We start from the raw sequence: 15,226 nt of genomic DNA on the forward strand, positions 1-15,226 counted from the left end.
AGACTCGCATTAACCATTTCTCGTTGGTCACCGCCGGTTCGCGGTGGCCTTGCGCGCGATGGAGTGTGTTGATGCCTTACGATGCCGACGGAAACGTCTATCCCGAGTACCGCGGGAACAGCGATATCGCGCATGTCCCGACCCAGCAGGAATACGACGACCTGATCGCGGCCGGGTACGAGCTTGAACGGCTTGGACGCAGCGACAATTACCGCGTGGTGAGCGAGCCCGACGACACGTCCGGTGGCGGCACCGGTTCGGATCACGACGACACAGACCACACCGGAAGCTCTGGCGAATCGGGTGGCGACGGCCACACGTCCGACGACGATTCAGGTTCCGGCGGGTCGGGTGCCGGTGGCACGGGCAGCGGCGGCGGTGGCACCGATACAGGTGGTACGCAAACCGGGTCCGGCGGGACGGGTGGCTCCGGCACGGGCGGGAGCGACACCGGTTCGGGCGGTACCGGCACGGGCGGCGACGGTGGCGGCGGCTCGGATACCGGCGGTACCGGCTCGGGCGGCGACGGTGGCGGAGGCTCGGATACCGGTGGCACCGGCTCGGGCGGCGGCAGTGGCGAAGGCTCGGACACGGGCGGCACCGGCACGGGAAGCGGCGGCGTGGATGACGGGACGTCCGGGCGGCAGGGGCCGACGGGCACGACCGACTGGCAGGATTGCGAGTGCGAGGACGTGGACCTCAGCGTCTTCTCGAACCCGCCGGGTGGCCGGGGTGCGGTCTTTACCGCGTCGGGCACCCAGACGGATGCCCTGCTGCTTTTGGGCACGGCGCTGTCGGACCGGCTGACCGGCGGGCTGGGCAATGACACGCTTCTGGGCCGCGAGGACAACGATTTCCTGTTCGGCGGTGACGGCGACGACACCGTGATGGGGCACGAGGGCCATGACACGCTGAAGGGCGGGTTCGGCAACGATTACCTGCGCGGCGGCTTCGGGCGCGACACGCTGATCGGCAACGAGGGCGACGACACGCTGCGGGGCGACCTGGGCGACGACTCGCTGTTCGGCAATGACGGCGACGACTTCATGCGAGGCGAGTCGGGCAACGACCTGCTGATCGGCGCCGATGGCGACGACTTCATGCGCGGCGAGGGCGGTGACGACCGGATGTGGGGCGGCGCGGGCGCCGATTACCTCAACGGCGGGATGGGTCACGATCTGATGGAGGGCGGCGACGGCAACGACCTGCTGCGCGGCCATACCGGGTTCGATTCGATCAATGGCGGGCTGGGCGACGACACGATCCGCGGCGGCGCCGATCCCGACCTGCTGTATGGCAGCAACGGCAATGACAGCGTCACCGGCGGGCGCGGCAACGACCAGCTGGATGGCGGGTCGGGCGATGACAGCCTGTATGGCAACCACGACGACGACACGCTGAACGGCGGCTGGGGCAATGACCGGCTGGACGGGTCGGTGGGCGACGACGTGTTGTGCGGGCAGGGCGGCGACGACTGGCTGCAGGGCGGTGGCGGCAACGACACGCTGTCGGGCGGCATGGGCGCGGACGAGTTGATCGGCGGGCGCGGCGCGGACGTGCTGTGCGGCGAAGACGGGCACGACACGCTGAGCGGCGGCACGGGCGAGGATTCGCTTTACGGAGACGCGGGCAATGACGTTTTGGGCGGCGGCGCGGGCGCGGACGAGCTGTTCGGCGGCATCGGCCACGACACGCTGAGCGGCGGATCGGGCGACGACGTGCTGGACGGAGGCGCCGGTAACGACATGCTGGGCGGCGGATCGGGCGCGGACGTGCTGATCGGCGGCAACGGCCACGATTCACTCAACGGCAGCGGCGGCAAAGACACTCTGATCGTCGAGGGCGTGGCGGATCATTACGGCAACGACACCCTGACGGGTGGCGGCCATGCCGACACGTTCATCTTCCGCTGGACGGACGAGGCCGACGCGCATCTGCGCAACGTCACCATCACCGACATGCGCGAGGGCTTTGACGGGATCGAGATCGAGGGCACAGCCGCCGGGATCGAACTGGACCAGGTTGTGATCCGCGACGTGGACGGCGACGGCAAGCTCGACACCGTTCTGCATTTCGACCACGCGGGCACCGGCGCGGATGCGGGGCGGGTCACCGTGCTGGGTGTCGAACTGGACGCGGCGCTGGACGATGTGGGGCTGGTGCTGGGCGCGGGTGACACGCTGATCTTCTGACACGGGCCACCCGCCGCGCTGGCGCCGGGGCTTCGGGACACATGAAAAGGCCGCGCGGGTGATCCCGGCGCGGCCTTTTGCATGGTCTGGTGAAGCGAGGACTCAGTCTTCGTCTTCGGCGGGTGCGTCTTCGCCCTGATCTTCGACGGCCTCGGCGAGGTCCTCGTCGTCGGACGTGGCCGCGCCGATATCGTCGAACAGTTCGGCGATCTCGAATTCCGCCTGCGCTTCCTCTTCAGCCGCCAGTTCCTGGATCGACTTGCCGGAGGCCTGCAGTTCCGCCTCTTCCGGCGAACGCGCGACGTTGAGGGTGATGGTGCAGTCGACCTCGGGGTGGAGCGTGATCAGCACGGTGTGCAGGCCCAGTTCCTTGATCGGGTTCTCGATGATCGCCTGCTTGCGGTCGATCGAGAAGCCCGCCTCGGTCGCGACGTCTGCGGCGTCACGGGTGGTGACCGAGCCGTAGAGGTTGCCGCCGTCGGATGCCTGGCGGATCACGACGAACTGCTGGCCACCCAGACGTTCGGCCATGTCCTCGGCCTCTTTCTTGGTCTCCAGGTTGCGCGCTTCGAGCTGCGCTTTCTGCGCTTCGAAGTCGGCGATGTTGGCGTCGGACGCGGTCAGCGCCTTTTTCTGCGGCAGGAGGTAGTTGCGCGCATAGCCGGGCTTGACGTCGACGACGTCGCCCATCTGGCCCAGCTTGGCCACGCGTTCCAGAAGGATAACTTGCATGTCGAAGGTCTCCTTACTTCACGGCGTAGGGCAGAAGCGCGAGGAAGCGGGCGCGTTTGATCGCGCGGGCCAGTTCGCGTTGCTTCTTGGCCGAAACGGCCGTGATCCGGGACGGGACGATCTTGCCCCGTTCCGAGATGTAGCGTTGCAGGAGCCGCGTGTCCTTGTAGTCGATCTTGGGCGCGTTATCGCCCGAGAACGGGCAGACCTTGCGGCGACGGAAGAAGGGTTTTGCTGCCATCTGTCGGGTCTCCTGTCTTAGCGGCGCTCGCGACGGCCGTCGCGTTCGTCACGTTTCTGCATCTGGATCGACGGGCCTTCGGCGTGTTCGTCGACCTTGATCGTCAGCACGCGCATGACGTCGTCATGCAGCCGCATCAGGCGTTCCATTTCCTGCACGGCCGGTGCCGGTGCATCGGTGCGCAGGTAGGCGTAGTGGCCCTTGCGGTTCTTGTTGATCTTGTAGGCCATCGTCTTGACGCCCCAGTACTCGTGATCCACGAGCTTGCCGCCATTGTCGGACAGCACGGTGCCAAAATGTTCGATGAGGCCTTCGGCTTGCGTGTTGGACAGGTCCTGACGCGAGATAAAGACATGCTCGTAAAGAGGCATGGTTACTCCGTTCCATTTATATCGAGGCGCGTTTCAAAGGACGGGGCAGAAATCCCTGCACCCCCATCCACGAGAGACCGCGCGGGTGATCGCTCGTACAGGGATGCGCCGTCATAGGGGCAACGGGGTCAAAGCGCAAGTCCCGCGGGGCCTGCCACGCAAGGGCCGCAATCGCGCCGCGCGCCTGCCGGAAAACCACCCCCGAAATTCCGCAACCATGCCCGCGAGACGCCCAGTTTTGTTGCGAAATCGAGAACAATAAAAAACGAGCAGTCGAGGCATATCATGGCTATCACCGAAACCTTCTCCAAACCGCGGTCGGCCGAGCCGGTCGAGGTTCCCGTCGTTCCCTATCTCGCGCGCTTCGTGGGCGTCGTTTTCCTCGCCGCCGCCGTGGGGCTGTGGATCGCGCCCGGTGCGAACTGGGCCGCGGAACTGGCGCTTCTGAAGCTGGGGCTGACCTGCTTCTTCGCGATCACCGGGGCGTTGAGCCTGACGATCCGCCGCCGCTAGGGCGTGCCCCTTGTCGCGCGGTCTGTGTGATCGCGCGCACAGGGCCTGTGGGCGCATGGGGAATTGAGCGGGTGGTGAGGGACGCTAGGTATCGCGGACCTGATACCGTAACCGGAGTTTTCCATGTCCCGCCTTGCCCTTGCCAGCGCCGCCGCGCTGATCGCGGCCTCTGCCGCCTTTGCCGCCCCTGAAAGATACGTGCTGGATGCCAGCCACAGCCAGGTGCTGTTTTCCTACAACCACCTTGGCTATTCCACGACGTGGAGCATGTTTTCGGGCTTCGACGGCGAGATCATGTTCGACCAGGACGATCCCGCCAATTCCTCGGTCAGCGTGGCGATGCCCGTGCGATCGATGCTGACCGGCTGGGAAGCGCGCTTCAACCACCTGATGTCTGACGATTTCTTCGGCGCGGCGGAGGGCGACATGATCACCTTCACCTCGACCTCCATCGACGTGACGGGTGACGACACCGCCATGATCACCGGCGATCTGACGATGAACGGGGTGACGAAGTCGGTCGTGCTCGACGCGTCGCTGAACCAGGTGGGCGAGCATCCGATGGCCAAGAAACCGTGGGCAGGGTTCGACGCGACCACGTCGCTGAAGCGGTCCGATTTCGGGGTGGGCGCGTTCGCCCCCTTCGTGGGCGACGAGCTTGAGGTGCGGATCTCGATCGAGGCGATGAAGGCCGAGTGATCCCCGCCAGGACAGTTGGGCCTTGCAAGGCGCGCGCCGAGGGGTGCGCGCCTGTTTCGTGTCGGGCAGCCCCCCTCGGCAGCGCCAGCTATTCGGAAGCGGGGCGTGACGCGGTCAGGGACAGCGCGACCTCGACGGGGAACTTGAGCGCGCTTTCGTCGCCCATGTTCGCGCCGATCCCGAAGTCGAGCCGTTGCAGGGTCAGTTGCGCGGACATGGTCGCGGTGCCGTCCTCGGCAAAGGCGAGCGAGAAGGGGAAGCTGACGGGCAGGCTGGTGCCCTTGAGCGTGAGGGTGCCGCGCGCCTCGTACCCGTCGGTGACCTTGAACAACTCGGCGGCGTAGGTCGCGGTGGGGTGGGCGGTGGCATCGAAGAAGTCGGGGCCCATCGCCTGGTCGGTGACCGAGCCAAGGGTGAGGGAGCCGATGGCGATTTCGACCGTGACGTCGCCGGCGGGGCCGGGCGCGTCCGGGTCATCGAAGGTGATGGCGGCGGTCCAGTCGGCGAAACGGCCGGTGACGGGCGATCCGAACTGGGTGACGGTGAGGGCGATCTCGCCCTCGGTCACCTGCCAGTCCGAGACGACCTCCTGCAATTCGGCCACCTGCACCGCCTGCGCCTTGGCCGCGAAGAGGCCGAGGCCGCCGCCGATGCCAATGGCCAGCGCCCAGACCGCCAGCGCGGCGGTGATGGGCGTGGCGAGGCGGTGGGGATGCACCGGCGCACTCACCTGAACGCGGCCCGGCAGCATCCGGCGCAGCGTGGCGTCGCGGTCGATCACCGCGTGCTTGATCGCGCCCGCGATGTGCAAGAGCAGCGACACGACCAGCACCCGTTCGAAGATCGTGTGCAGCGCGGCGAAGGTGCCCGCGACGTCGTCATCCTTGGGCACGAAGGGCAGGGACTGGCCGAAGGGCCACCAGATCGGCGCGAAGCCCGTGGTGGCGGAGTGCTGGATCCAGCCCGTCAGCGGCACCAGCACGAGCGAGCCGTAAAGCAGCCAGTGCACGGTTTCGGCGGCCAGCGTTTCAAGGCGGCGTTCGGGGTGCAGGGGCGTCGGCTTGGGCTGTGTCAGCGCCCAGGCGATGCGCACCAGCGCGGTCAGCAGGATCGATACGCCAACCGTCTTGTGCAGCGAGAAGAGCTGCGCCTTGCGGGCCAGGTCTTCGGGCGTGTCATAGGGCATGTCGTAGGCGACGATGCCCAGCGGGATCACCGTGAAGATCAGCAGCGCGGTCAGCCAGTGGAGGAACTTGGTCACGCCCCCGTAGGTGGTGGGCGAATTGGCAAGCGGCATGGCGGACCTCGGACCTCGGGGCGTGATACAAACGGTGACGATCCAGACATAACCCGGCGGGGCGGGGATGCAATCGGGCCATGGCGCACAGGGCTTGTGCGAGACAGGGCGGCTGGGTAACACGGGCGCCACGGTGAAAACGACAGCGGAGAGGTTCGCGTGAAGGCATTCGTGTTTCCGGGGCAGGGCGCCCAGACGATCGGGATGGGACGCGCATTGGCAGACGCCTATCCCGCCGCCCGCGCGGTGTTCGAGGAAGTGGACGAGGCGCTGGGAGAGGCGCTGTCCAACCTGATCTGGGAGGGCGATGCCGAGACGCTGACGCTGACGGCCAATGCCCAGCCGGCGCTGATGGCGACCTCGATGGCGGCGATGCGCGCGCTGGAGGCCGAGGGCGTAAAGGTCACCGACGCGGCCTTTGTCGCGGGCCATTCGCTGGGTGAATACTCGGCGCTGGCGGCGGCGGGCGCGCTGTCGGTCGGCGACGCGGCGCGGCTGTTGCGCACGCGCGGGCGCGCGATGCAGGAGGCGGTTCCGGTAGGCGTGGGCGCGATGGCGGCGCTCTTGGGGCTCGATTTCGACACCGCGCGCGCGGTGGCCGAGGAAGCGGCGCAGGGCGAGGTCTGCCAGGCCGCGAATGACAACGACCCCAGCCAGGTCGTCGTGTCGGGCCACAAGGCCGCCGTCGAACGCGCGGTCGAGATCGCCAAGGGCAAGGGTGCCAAGCGCGCGATGCTGCTGCCGGTCTCTGCCCCGTTCCATTGCGACCTGATGGCGCCGGCTGCCGAGGTCATGGCGAGCGCGCTGGCCGAGGTCGCGATGAGCGACCCCGCCGTGCCGGTCGTCGCCAACGTGCGGGCCGAGGCGGTGAGCGACGCCGCGACCATCCGGGCGCTGTTGGTGGAACAGGTCACCGGGTCGGTCCGCTGGCGCGAGTCGGTGATGTGGATGTCGGCGCAGGGCGTGACCGAGGTGTGGGAGATCGGCGCGGGCAAGGCCCTGTCGGGCATGATCCGCCGCATCGACCGCGAGATCGCCTGCAGCCAGGTCGGCACGCCCGAGGACGTGGCGGCGGTGACGGCGGGGTAATTGCTTGCGCGGAATCAAGGCCGCAGGCCGCCGCGCATCGCCGGGCCGCCCCCACGGCACGGCGATTTGGCTGGTCTTGGCGCATCGCTCGCATGTCGTCCGGACTTGGCACCCATAAAGGTGCGCAGAAACACGGTTGGATCGCCGCACCGCGGCCCGACGATGCGCGTCTCGCGCGAGACATGAGATGAAGGAGAGACAAGAATGTTCGACCTCACAGGCAAATCAGCCCTCATCACCGGCGCATCCGGCGGGATCGGCGCCGAGATCGCCCGCGTCCTGCATGGCGCGGGCGCGACGGTGGGCCTGTCCGGCACGCGCACCGACCCGCTCGAGGCGCTGGCAGGCGAACTTGGCGACCGGGCGCACGTCCTACCGTGCAACCTGAGCGACATGGAAGCCGTGGCCGAATTGCCGAAACAGGCGATCGAGGCGATGGGAAGTGTCGATATCCTTGTGAACAACGCGGGCATCACGCGCGACAACCTGTTCATGCGGATGTCGGATGACGAGTGGCAATCGGTTCTGGACGTGAACCTCACCGCGACGATGAAACTGTGCAAGGGCGTGATGCGGGGCATGATGAAGGCGCGCTGGGGCCGGATCGTGAACATCTCGTCCATCGTGGGCGCGACCGGCAATCCCGGCCAGGCGAACTATGCCGCGTCCAAGGCGGGGATGGTGGCGATGTCGAAATCGCTGGCCTACGAGGTGGCGAGCCGCGGGATCACCGTGAACGCCGTCGCCCCCGGTTTCATCGCCACCGCCATGACGGACAAGCTGACCGACGACCAGAAGTCGAACATCATGGGCCAGATCCCGGCGGGACGGATGGGTGACGCGCACGAGATCGCGGCGGCGGTCCTGTACCTTGCCAGCACCGAGGCGGGCTATGTCACCGGCGCGACCTTGCACATCAACGGCGGCATGGCCATGTTGTAAGCGCCGCCGGCGGGGGTTTTGCGTTTCCGTTTGCCTCTGCCGCGCGCTGTGCTATAGGCGGCGCAGATCAGGCAGGGGTCCAGCCTTTGCGTGGGGGCCAGTCTGTGGCCCGATCAGACCTATACCGTGCCCGAGGGTACGAGACAAAACGGGCGCAACCGCCCAAAGGAACGAGGAAGAACAGATGAGCGACGTCGCAGCACGCGTGAAGAAGATTGTGGTCGAGCACCTGGGTGTCGACGAGGACAAAGTGACCGAAGGCGCATCCTTCATCGACGATCTTGGCGCGGACAGCCTCGACACGGTCGAGCTGGTGATGGCGTTCGAGGAAGAGTTCGGCATCGAGATCCCCGACGACGCGGCGGAAACGATCCAGACTTTCGGCGACGCGGTGTCGTTCATCGAAAAGGCCTAAGCCTCTTCCAGACGGCTTTCAGGGCGACGCTTCGGCGTCGCCCTTGTCGTTTGCGGTGATCCCCAGCCGCCGCGCGAGGGGCGGCAGGATCAGGACCGTCAGCACGATCCGCAGCAGGTGGTGCAGGGTCACGGCGGCGGGTGCCGCGCCGAGCGTCAGCGCGACCAGCGACATCTCGGTCACGCCGCCCGGCGCATAGGCCGCGATCAGCGCCAGCGGGTCGAGCGGTGACAGGGGCGCAAGCGTCAGCGCCAGCGTGATCCCCACGGCGGTCATGAAGGTGCAGGACACCACCGCCAGCCCCACCGCCCGCCGCAGGGCAGGTCCGTCGATGCCGAGGAATTGCAGGCCCAGCGACGCGCCGACCCCCACCTGTGCGAGGTTCAGAAGCCACGTCGCCGTCGTCAGCCCCGGCAGGATCGTCACCGCCGCAAGCGCGCTCACCAGCAGCGGCCCGGTGATCTGCCCGGCGGGGATTTTCAAGACACGCCTGAGCCACAGCCCCAGCGCCGCCAGCACGGCGAAGGCGGCGAGATCGCTCAGGGTGGCCGCCGTGCCTGTGCCGAAGCCAAGGCCCGCCGCGCTGCCCACGGGCACGCCCAGCCAGACCGACAGGATCGCGGGGATCGCGATCAGGACGAGGATGAGCCGCAGGAATTGCTGCGCGATCAGGCGCTGCGGGTCCGCACCCGCCGCCTCGCCCAGCGTGATCGCCTCGATCAGCCCGCCGGGTGCGCCCGCGTAATAGGCCAGCGGCGGAGGGTAGTCTCCAAGTCGCCGAAATATCAGGTAATTCCCGGCCAGGAGCAGCAGGACAAACGGCAGAAGCGCCGCCGTCGTCAGGGCGAGCGACGGGAGTTGCGACAGGAGTTCAGGCGTGACCTGCGCGCCGATCGTCACCCCGATCGCCGCGACGGCACAGTCCCGGAGGGCCTGCGGGAACTTGAAGTCTGGCGGCAGGGTGGTGGCCCCGAACCGCGCCAGAAGCGCGGTTGCAACCAGCGCCCCGGTCATCCAGGGCAGCGGCACGGGCAGAAGGCTTGCCACCGCACCGCCCGCAAGGGCGATGCCGCACGCGCCGAGAAGGACCGAAAGATGCGTCACGAGGCCGGATTGGACTGGAGCGGGTAACGGGAATCGAACCCGTAACTTAAGCTTGGGAAGCTCGCGTGATACCTTTTCACCATACCCGCAGGTCCAGGCGGGATTTCCGGGGAAATCCGCAGTCTCGGGCACGGGGGCCCGGTCGCGCAGGATGTACCCCAAGCCGCCGCCGCGTACAAGCCGGGGGCGCGGTGCGCTATTTCACCATGCGGTCGAGCCGCTCCTGCGCGCGGGCGGAGTAGGTCTGGAACTCGTCGGGTTCGCGGTCGGCGGCCAGACGCTTTACCCCGAGGCCCATCTGCACGCCGGCCAACAGGCGGACATAGGCGTTCTTGGCCTCGTCCTGCCGCCCGATGACCTCGCCCGCGAAGCCAAGATGATAGAGCGCCGCCCAATAGGGCACCGCCGCGCCACGCCGGTCGTATTTCGCGGGAAACTTGTCGAAATAGTGCAGCACGGCGCGGAGGTAGTGGAAGGACAGTTCCGGATCGCCGCCCTGAAGGTTGGCGAGCCCGCAGAAGAACCAAAGCTTCGCCACGGCGCTTGGCCAGTCCGCCGCATCGGCCCAGGCCTCGCGCCGTTCCAGCGCGAAGGGGTGCCGCGACAGGACGGGGAATGATTTGCCCATGCCGTGGAAAATCCGCAGCGCCTGGTCGAAACAGCCGTCGGGGTCCTGCCCGACGAGACGTTTCTCCGCTTCCTTCGCCTCGATGCTCAGCGATTGCGGATCGAGTGCGTGCAGCGGTCCGTCGCGGACCACGACGTCCTTCGCCCGGCGCAGGACGGGATCATCGACGATATCTTTGGCCGGTTGGTTGTTGGGCCTTACGTGTCGCGGGGTCATGGAGATATTGGCGGTGTCCCGTTCCGGCACGATGAAGCGTATGGCCTTTTCCGCGATGTCGGGCGCGCTTTCGAGATCAATTCCGAGAAAGGCTGCGAGCCCCTCGACGACCGGTTCCGGGTGGCGGAGAGCGCGTTCATAACTCAACACGAACGTCGGCACCTTCGATCGTTCGATCACGGTGAGGATGCGGTTGTGCTGTTCTACCGCGTTCTGCACCTGCAGCATTTTGCGCAGGTCCTCATTCTCATTAATGCCGCGCGCGTGGATTTCGCGGATACCCACTGCGGCCGGATCGCGCAGGACCGCGAGAATGGCGGGATTGCGCAGTTTGTGGAACACGTCGTCGATGTAGAAGGCCGCCATCGGGTCCTTCCAGCCCCAGGTCGACTTGGCCGCGTTGCGGGTGTCGATCACCTCGCCGATCCGGTTGATGACGTCCTTTCGCTTCCGTGTGCGTTTGTCCCCGGTCAGCAGGATGCGGTCGCCACCGTGAACAAGAAAATCCTGGTCCTCGTTGTTGGCCTGATCGAGCGTATCCCCCATGTCGATCCCGAAGATCCGGCACAGCCCCGACAGCATCGAGGTGCCGCCGCGGGGCGTGCCGAGGATGACGGGGGTGAATACCTCCCTGTCGGGGGTGCCGTAGATCGTGAAGGCCGGCTGTAATTTCCGTGCGTTCTGAACAACTTGCTGGTTCATACCTGGCCTTTCTTGTTCTCGGAGAGTGGTGCGTCGATCCGCGCCGGCGTGTCGCCCATTGCGGCGAAGGGAGAGGCCGACAGCGGGACGAGGCCCGCATTGTCGGTGGCCAGTTCGAACACCCAGTTGCCGAACTCGCGCGATTTCGCCGACAGGACGGTCGGGATCAGGTGCCAGTCAGGGATGTCCACCGGGTTCCGGAGAATGAGGTCGCGCTTGACGAAGGGGAACTGGAATTCTTCGAACAGGGTGCGCCGGTAGTAATGCGTGGGGTTTAGAGCGACGCCGCGCACGGTGGCGGTCTTGATCTCCTCGAACCGGTTGTAGGTGTCTTCGGCGATGGCCGAGAACCCGGTATCGCAGACCGCGCGGATGGCGTCGGTGCGGTAGCTGTCGTACTTGCGGATCCACGTGCGGCGCACCGTGTCGGTATCGACGAGGCAGCCGACATCGAGGCCGAAATCCCGCGCCATCTGCGACAGCCCGATTTCCCCGTGTTTCACGATTTCCGACTTGTCGGCGGTGATCGGGTATTGCGCGGCGAAGGCGGGCAGGAAGTTGCCTTGCAGGACCTTGCGCGAGAAGCGCACGAAATAGGATTGCAGGTGGTGGGCGGTGTCGAAATTGTCGATCAGGCCGAAGATGTCGTGGCGGTCCAGGTGCGACGGGGCCAGCGCCGGGCGCAGGGCATGCACGGGGCCGAGGTTGGAATCGTTCACGAACAGCAATTCGTCGATCTGTTCGCGGAACTTCCAAACCATGGCGAGGCCGGTCAGCCACGACCCGAAATCGTAACCGACGTTGTGTTTCAGGAAGTACGCATCCGCCGAGGACGTGATCTCCCACGAGGTGGCGGTGTCGGCGGCGGGGCTGGCATGGACGTGCAGGACGAAAAAGCCGTTGGCCCGCAATTCATCGATCAGCCGGTTCGACGACGCGGCCGGATCGATCCCCGAGGTATAGCCGACCATCACGGCCACCTTGTGCCGCGCACCGCCAAGGAAGGCGGAGTTCAGCCGCACGCGCTGTGCATTGGTCGGCCCGCCCTGCACGATGTAGGACCGGAACCGTTTCACCCATTTGCGGGCCCGTTCGTCAGCGCCGAAGATGACCTTGCGCGGCGCACCCACGACGACGCCGTCCTCGCCCCGGTGGCGCAGGTCGATCCGGTGCGCGCGCCCGTCGCGGTACCCGTGCGGGATGGCGAACTTGAAGGCGGCAAAGCCGTCGCTGATGTCCCGGTCCTTCAGGTCCTGACGGAACTCGGAACAACGCACCATGCCGACGCTTGTCCCGTCGATCAGGATTTCAAGCTGCACCGGCCTAGAGGAATCGAGGTCGGCCGCCCATCCCGAAAGGGTGCTGTTTGACAGATGGTCAAGATGACAGACGCGACGCCGGTTCAAGGCTTCATTCCCGTAAAGCGTAGATTACCGAAAATGTGGGATTGGGATTATTCCGTTTCGGAAACGGACATTCCCTTGCGGTCAAGCAGCGAAAGGAATTTCCGGGTTTTTCCCATGAATTCCTCGCGGTTCGAATTCCACAGGTCGCGCTCCTCGTCCGCCTCGATCGGTTCGGCTGAAGATGCAAGAAACCAGGCGTGTGCGATGTGCAAAGTGGTTTCGTCGGAATGTGCCATTGTGTTCCCCTATGACTTTCTCAAATTTCTGTCACCCGAACATACTCAATAAAAACAAACGCCGTTCATGGGCGCTAGCGCAACGCAAGGGCGTGGAACCCCGGCAGATTACAGGCAGGGCATCGACCCCGTGCCTCAAGCTTCTGGCGGCATGCGCGGCGTCTTCAACCGTTATTTTGTAACAGGGAGTGGTCGCGAATTCGGGGTGATTGGCGGAATTTGAGCCGTTGTAAATTGTAAGTTCCCGAAAAACATTTGGCTTTGTCGATTTCATTCGCGTGCCGACGATTTTCCGGCGATGTAACGCGCCAATTTAGGACTGCGTAAATATCACGCATTAACGGAATTTTCACGATTACCTGAATTAAAAAATCTTAATTCGAACACGCTTTGCGAAAATGGCCGGAAAATCCTCAAGACCTTGGGTTGCGCGGGATACGTGCCCGACGCGAATCGCGAGGGTTTTCACCGGGTTCAGATCGGGGGGAAAGTGGTGGGCGACCTTGGAATCGAACCAAGCGTGCGTCTCCGCGAGGGAGTTACAGTCCCCTGCCACACCTTGCGGCCTGTCGCCCACGTCCGGGCGGGATACCCAAGGGGCAGGGTTGCGTCAAGGCGCAAAATCGGGCTTTGAGGAGCACGCAACGCGGGGGTCTGCGCCATGAAAAAACCCAAGTGGGTCATCGAGAAAGAGAAGGCGCGCCGTGCCGAGGCGTCGGAGACGTTGTGGCTGTTCGGCCTGCACGCGGTGCGGGATGCGCTGCGCAATCCCCGGCGCGAGAAACTGCGGCTGGTGGTGACGAAAAACGCGCTCGACCGGTTGGGGGACGCCGTGGGCGACATCGAGCCCGAGATCGCCGATGCGCGGAAGTTCCCGGTGCCGCTGGATTCCGGATCGGTGCACCAGGGCGCCGCGCTGGAGGTGCGTGCGCTGGATTGGGGGCCGCTGGCCGAGGTCTGTGCGCCCGTGGGGGCGGACCGCGTCGTGCTGCTCGACCGAGTGAGCGATCCGCATAACGTGGGTGCGATCCTGCGCTCGGCCGAGGTGTTCGGCGCGCGGGCGGTGATCGGGACCTTGCGCCATGCCGCGCCGGAGACGGGCGCGCTGGCCAAGACGGCCTCGGGCGCGCTGGAGCGTCAGCCCTACCTGCGGGAGCGCAACCTCGCCGAGACGATCAAGGCGCTGCAGGAGATGGGCTATACCGTGCTGGCGCTGGACGGCGAGGCGGACGAGACGCTGGAAGAGGCGGCAGCACCCGTCGCCGACCATCCCATCGCGCTGGTTTTCGGGGCCGAGGGGCCGGGTTTGCGCGAACGCACCAAGGACGTGGCGGACAAAGTGGTGAAGATCCCGTTCGCGGGCGCGTTCGGGTCGCTCAACGTGTCGAACGCCGCGGCGGTGGCGCTTTATGCGGTGCGGAACACCTGATAACCCTTCCTGCTTTGCATCGGTTCGTCGGTGTCGCGCAGGAACTCGAAGATGCGCCCTTTGATCGACCAGCTGACGCCGAAGGCGACAAGCCCCAGCGCCTCGAACCAGAAGGTGAGGTCATAGCGGTTCCACGTGGCGAGCGCCGGGCTGTCTTCGCCGAGGAACAGGAACTTGGCACCCAGCGCGCCGATGGCGACGAGGATCAGGATGCCGCAGGTCTTGTAGAGGAGGTTGCGCCGGCGTTTGCGAGGATCGTCTTGGTGCGCACGGGCTTGCGCCGCGACGGTCTGGGGGCGCGGGAAGACGACATAGGCGAAATAGGCCAGCACGAGGAACATCACCAGCGCGCTGCCGTAATGGATGAAGGTCAGCATCCCGCCCGAGATGCCCAGCGTGCTCCAGAAATCGAACCCGACGCGCGCCGGTTCCAGCGCGGCGACCAGATCGGCGATCTTGTCGGGATCGGCTGACAGGATGATCTCGCGCGCGGCAGGCAGGTCGAGCCCGTCCTTGCCTGCCGCCCCGGTCAGGAACAGGCGCACGGTGTTGCCCGCGAAATCCTCGCAACCCGACCCCGCCGTCGGCACCAGTGCCACGCCGAACGCGGCGAGACCGGCGAGGCGTGCCAGCCAGATGTCGCGCGGGTGATGACCGAGGTAGCCGTCCACCGCGACGGGCGCGCGGTAGAAGAACAGCAGCAGCACGCCGATGAAGCACAGCGATCCGACGAGGATGTCGCCGCCAAGACGGCTGTAATAATAGTGGCTTATGGAATCGATGTCGGGGCAGGTATTGCCCAGCCACGTCACCGCCAGCAGCACGAAGGGCAGGCCGAGCGCGACCAGCCCCACGCCCTTGTTCACCGCTTCCAGCGAAACCCGGAACGGCAGGCCGTCACCCGGCCCGGTGGTTTGGGTCATCTGTTTCATGGCAATTCTCCGTGCTGAAATGTCGTCAATCAATGGCTTGATACTACCATAGATTGCATGTCGGACCAAACCCGGCCTTGAA

The 15,226-nt window shown here is 65.9% G+C and carries 16 protein-coding genes and 2 tRNA genes; 7 read left to right on the top strand and 11 right to left on the bottom strand.

The annotated features are described in order from the left end of the window. The first annotated feature begins 71 nt into the window (after window positions 1–71). On the top strand, window positions 72–2,192 hold the full coding sequence (locus tag ATO11_RS01320) for a calcium-binding protein (RefSeq protein ID WP_050529023.1): 2,121 nt from the start codon (window positions 72–74) through the stop codon (window positions 2,190–2,192). Between the two features lie 102 nt (window positions 2,193–2,294). On the opposite strand, the gene rplI is transcribed toward ATO11_RS01320, so the two are convergent. Genes rplI through rpsF form a run of 3 tightly spaced genes read right to left on the bottom strand, consistent with a single transcriptional unit; the run spans window position 2,295 to window position 3,536 of the window. After that, window positions 2,295–2,924 carry a 50S ribosomal protein L9 gene (gene rplI, locus ATO11_RS01325; protein WP_050529024.1) on the bottom strand — a complete coding sequence of 210 codons (630 nt, stop codon included), beginning with the start codon at window positions 2,922–2,924 and terminating at the stop codon, window positions 2,295–2,297. A 13-nt stretch (window positions 2,925–2,937) separates the two neighbouring features. Continuing rightward, window positions 2,938–3,165: a 30S ribosomal protein S18 gene (gene rpsR / locus ATO11_RS01330; RefSeq protein ID WP_005982441.1), complete on the bottom strand. Its 228-nt coding sequence runs from the start codon at window positions 3,163–3,165 to the stop codon at window positions 2,938–2,940. Between the two features lie 17 nt (window positions 3,166–3,182). Then, window positions 3,183–3,536 (bottom strand): 30S ribosomal protein S6, encoded by a 354-nt coding sequence (rpsF, locus tag ATO11_RS01335; protein ID WP_050529025.1) that lies wholly within the window; start codon window positions 3,534–3,536, stop codon window positions 3,183–3,185. 285 nt (window positions 3,537–3,821) lie between these two features. On the opposite strand from rpsF, the gene ATO11_RS01340 reads away from it, so the two are divergent. Further along, entirely contained in the window at window positions 3,822–4,049 is a 228-nt protein-coding gene (locus ATO11_RS01340; RefSeq protein WP_050529026.1) for a hypothetical protein, read from the top strand. Window positions 4,050–4,172: 123 nt separating this feature from the next. Beyond that, window positions 4,173–4,748 carry a YceI family protein gene (locus tag ATO11_RS01345; RefSeq protein WP_050529027.1) on the top strand — a complete coding sequence of 192 codons (576 nt, stop codon included), beginning with the start codon at window positions 4,173–4,175 and terminating at the stop codon, window positions 4,746–4,748. A gap of 88 nt (window positions 4,749–4,836) precedes the next feature. Here the strand turns inward: ATO11_RS01345 and ATO11_RS01350 are convergent, their stop codons facing one another. Next, on the bottom strand, window positions 4,837–6,009 hold the full coding sequence (locus ATO11_RS01350; RefSeq protein ID WP_341271322.1) for a cytochrome b/b6 domain-containing protein: 1,173 nt from the start codon (window positions 6,007–6,009) through the stop codon (window positions 4,837–4,839). Window positions 6,010–6,204: 195 nt separating this feature from the next. Between ATO11_RS01350 and fabD the strand changes: the two genes are divergently transcribed. The 3 genes from fabD (at window position 6,205) to ATO11_RS01365 (ending at window position 8,491) form a co-directional block, all read left to right on the top strand. After that, complete coding sequence (gene fabD, locus ATO11_RS01355) at window positions 6,205–7,134, top strand: ACP S-malonyltransferase (RefSeq protein ID WP_278044273.1); 930 nt, start codon at window positions 6,205–6,207, stop codon at window positions 7,132–7,134. Between the two features lie 204 nt (window positions 7,135–7,338). Then, window positions 7,339–8,076: a 3-oxoacyl-[acyl-carrier-protein] reductase gene (gene fabG, locus ATO11_RS01360; protein WP_050529029.1), complete on the top strand. Its 738-nt coding sequence runs from the start codon at window positions 7,339–7,341 to the stop codon at window positions 8,074–8,076. Window positions 8,077–8,260: 184 nt separating this feature from the next. After that, window positions 8,261–8,491 carry an acyl carrier protein gene (locus ATO11_RS01365; RefSeq protein ID WP_050529030.1) on the top strand — a complete coding sequence of 77 codons (231 nt, stop codon included), beginning with the start codon at window positions 8,261–8,263 and terminating at the stop codon, window positions 8,489–8,491. 18 nt (window positions 8,492–8,509) lie between these two features. Here ATO11_RS01365 and ATO11_RS01370 read toward each other — a convergent pair whose 3' ends face one another. The 6 genes from ATO11_RS01370 to ATO11_RS22000 all read right to left on the bottom strand — a co-directional run bounded on the left by ATO11_RS01370 (window position 8,510) and on the right by ATO11_RS22000 (window position 13,358). Next, window positions 8,510–9,595: an AbrB family transcriptional regulator gene (locus ATO11_RS01370; protein WP_050529031.1), complete on the bottom strand. Its 1,086-nt coding sequence runs from the start codon at window positions 9,593–9,595 to the stop codon at window positions 8,510–8,512. Between the two features lie 15 nt (window positions 9,596–9,610). Then, window positions 9,611–9,684 (bottom strand) — tRNA-Gly (locus ATO11_RS01375). 107 nt (window positions 9,685–9,791) lie between these two features. Beyond that, the gene (locus tag ATO11_RS01380) at window positions 9,792–11,141 is read right to left on the bottom strand and encodes a sulfotransferase family protein (protein ID WP_050529032.1); all 1,350 of its coding nucleotides are present in this window, start codon (window positions 11,139–11,141) and stop codon (window positions 9,792–9,794) included. Beyond that, window positions 11,138–12,460: a rhamnan synthesis F family protein gene (locus ATO11_RS01385; protein WP_050529033.1), complete on the bottom strand. Its 1,323-nt coding sequence runs from the start codon at window positions 12,458–12,460 to the stop codon at window positions 11,138–11,140. Before ATO11_RS01385 ends, ATO11_RS01380 begins: the two co-directional genes overlap by 4 nt. A 134-nt stretch (window positions 12,461–12,594) precedes the next feature. Next, window positions 12,595–12,783: a hypothetical protein gene (locus ATO11_RS01390; RefSeq protein ID WP_050529034.1), complete on the bottom strand. Its 189-nt coding sequence runs from the start codon at window positions 12,781–12,783 to the stop codon at window positions 12,595–12,597. Window positions 12,784–13,274: 491 nt separating this feature from the next. Continuing rightward, window positions 13,275–13,358, bottom strand: a tRNA-Tyr gene (locus ATO11_RS22000). Between the two features lie 86 nt (window positions 13,359–13,444). Here ATO11_RS22000 and ATO11_RS01395 point away from each other — a divergent pair. Further along, complete coding sequence (locus ATO11_RS01395; RefSeq protein WP_050529035.1) at window positions 13,445–14,212, top strand: TrmH family RNA methyltransferase; 768 nt, start codon at window positions 13,445–13,447, stop codon at window positions 14,210–14,212. On the opposite strand, the gene ATO11_RS01400 is transcribed toward ATO11_RS01395, so the two are convergent. Then, entirely contained in the window at window positions 14,191–15,144 is a 954-nt protein-coding gene (locus ATO11_RS01400; RefSeq protein WP_050529036.1) for a hypothetical protein, read from the bottom strand. The genes ATO11_RS01395 and ATO11_RS01400 overlap by 22 nt on opposite strands. Between the last annotated feature and the right edge of the window lie 82 nt (window positions 15,145–15,226).

It is taken from the genome of Pseudaestuariivita atlantica, assembly GCF_001205715.1.
Taxonomy (GTDB): domain Bacteria; phylum Pseudomonadota; class Alphaproteobacteria; order Rhodobacterales; family Rhodobacteraceae; genus Pseudaestuariivita; species Pseudaestuariivita atlantica.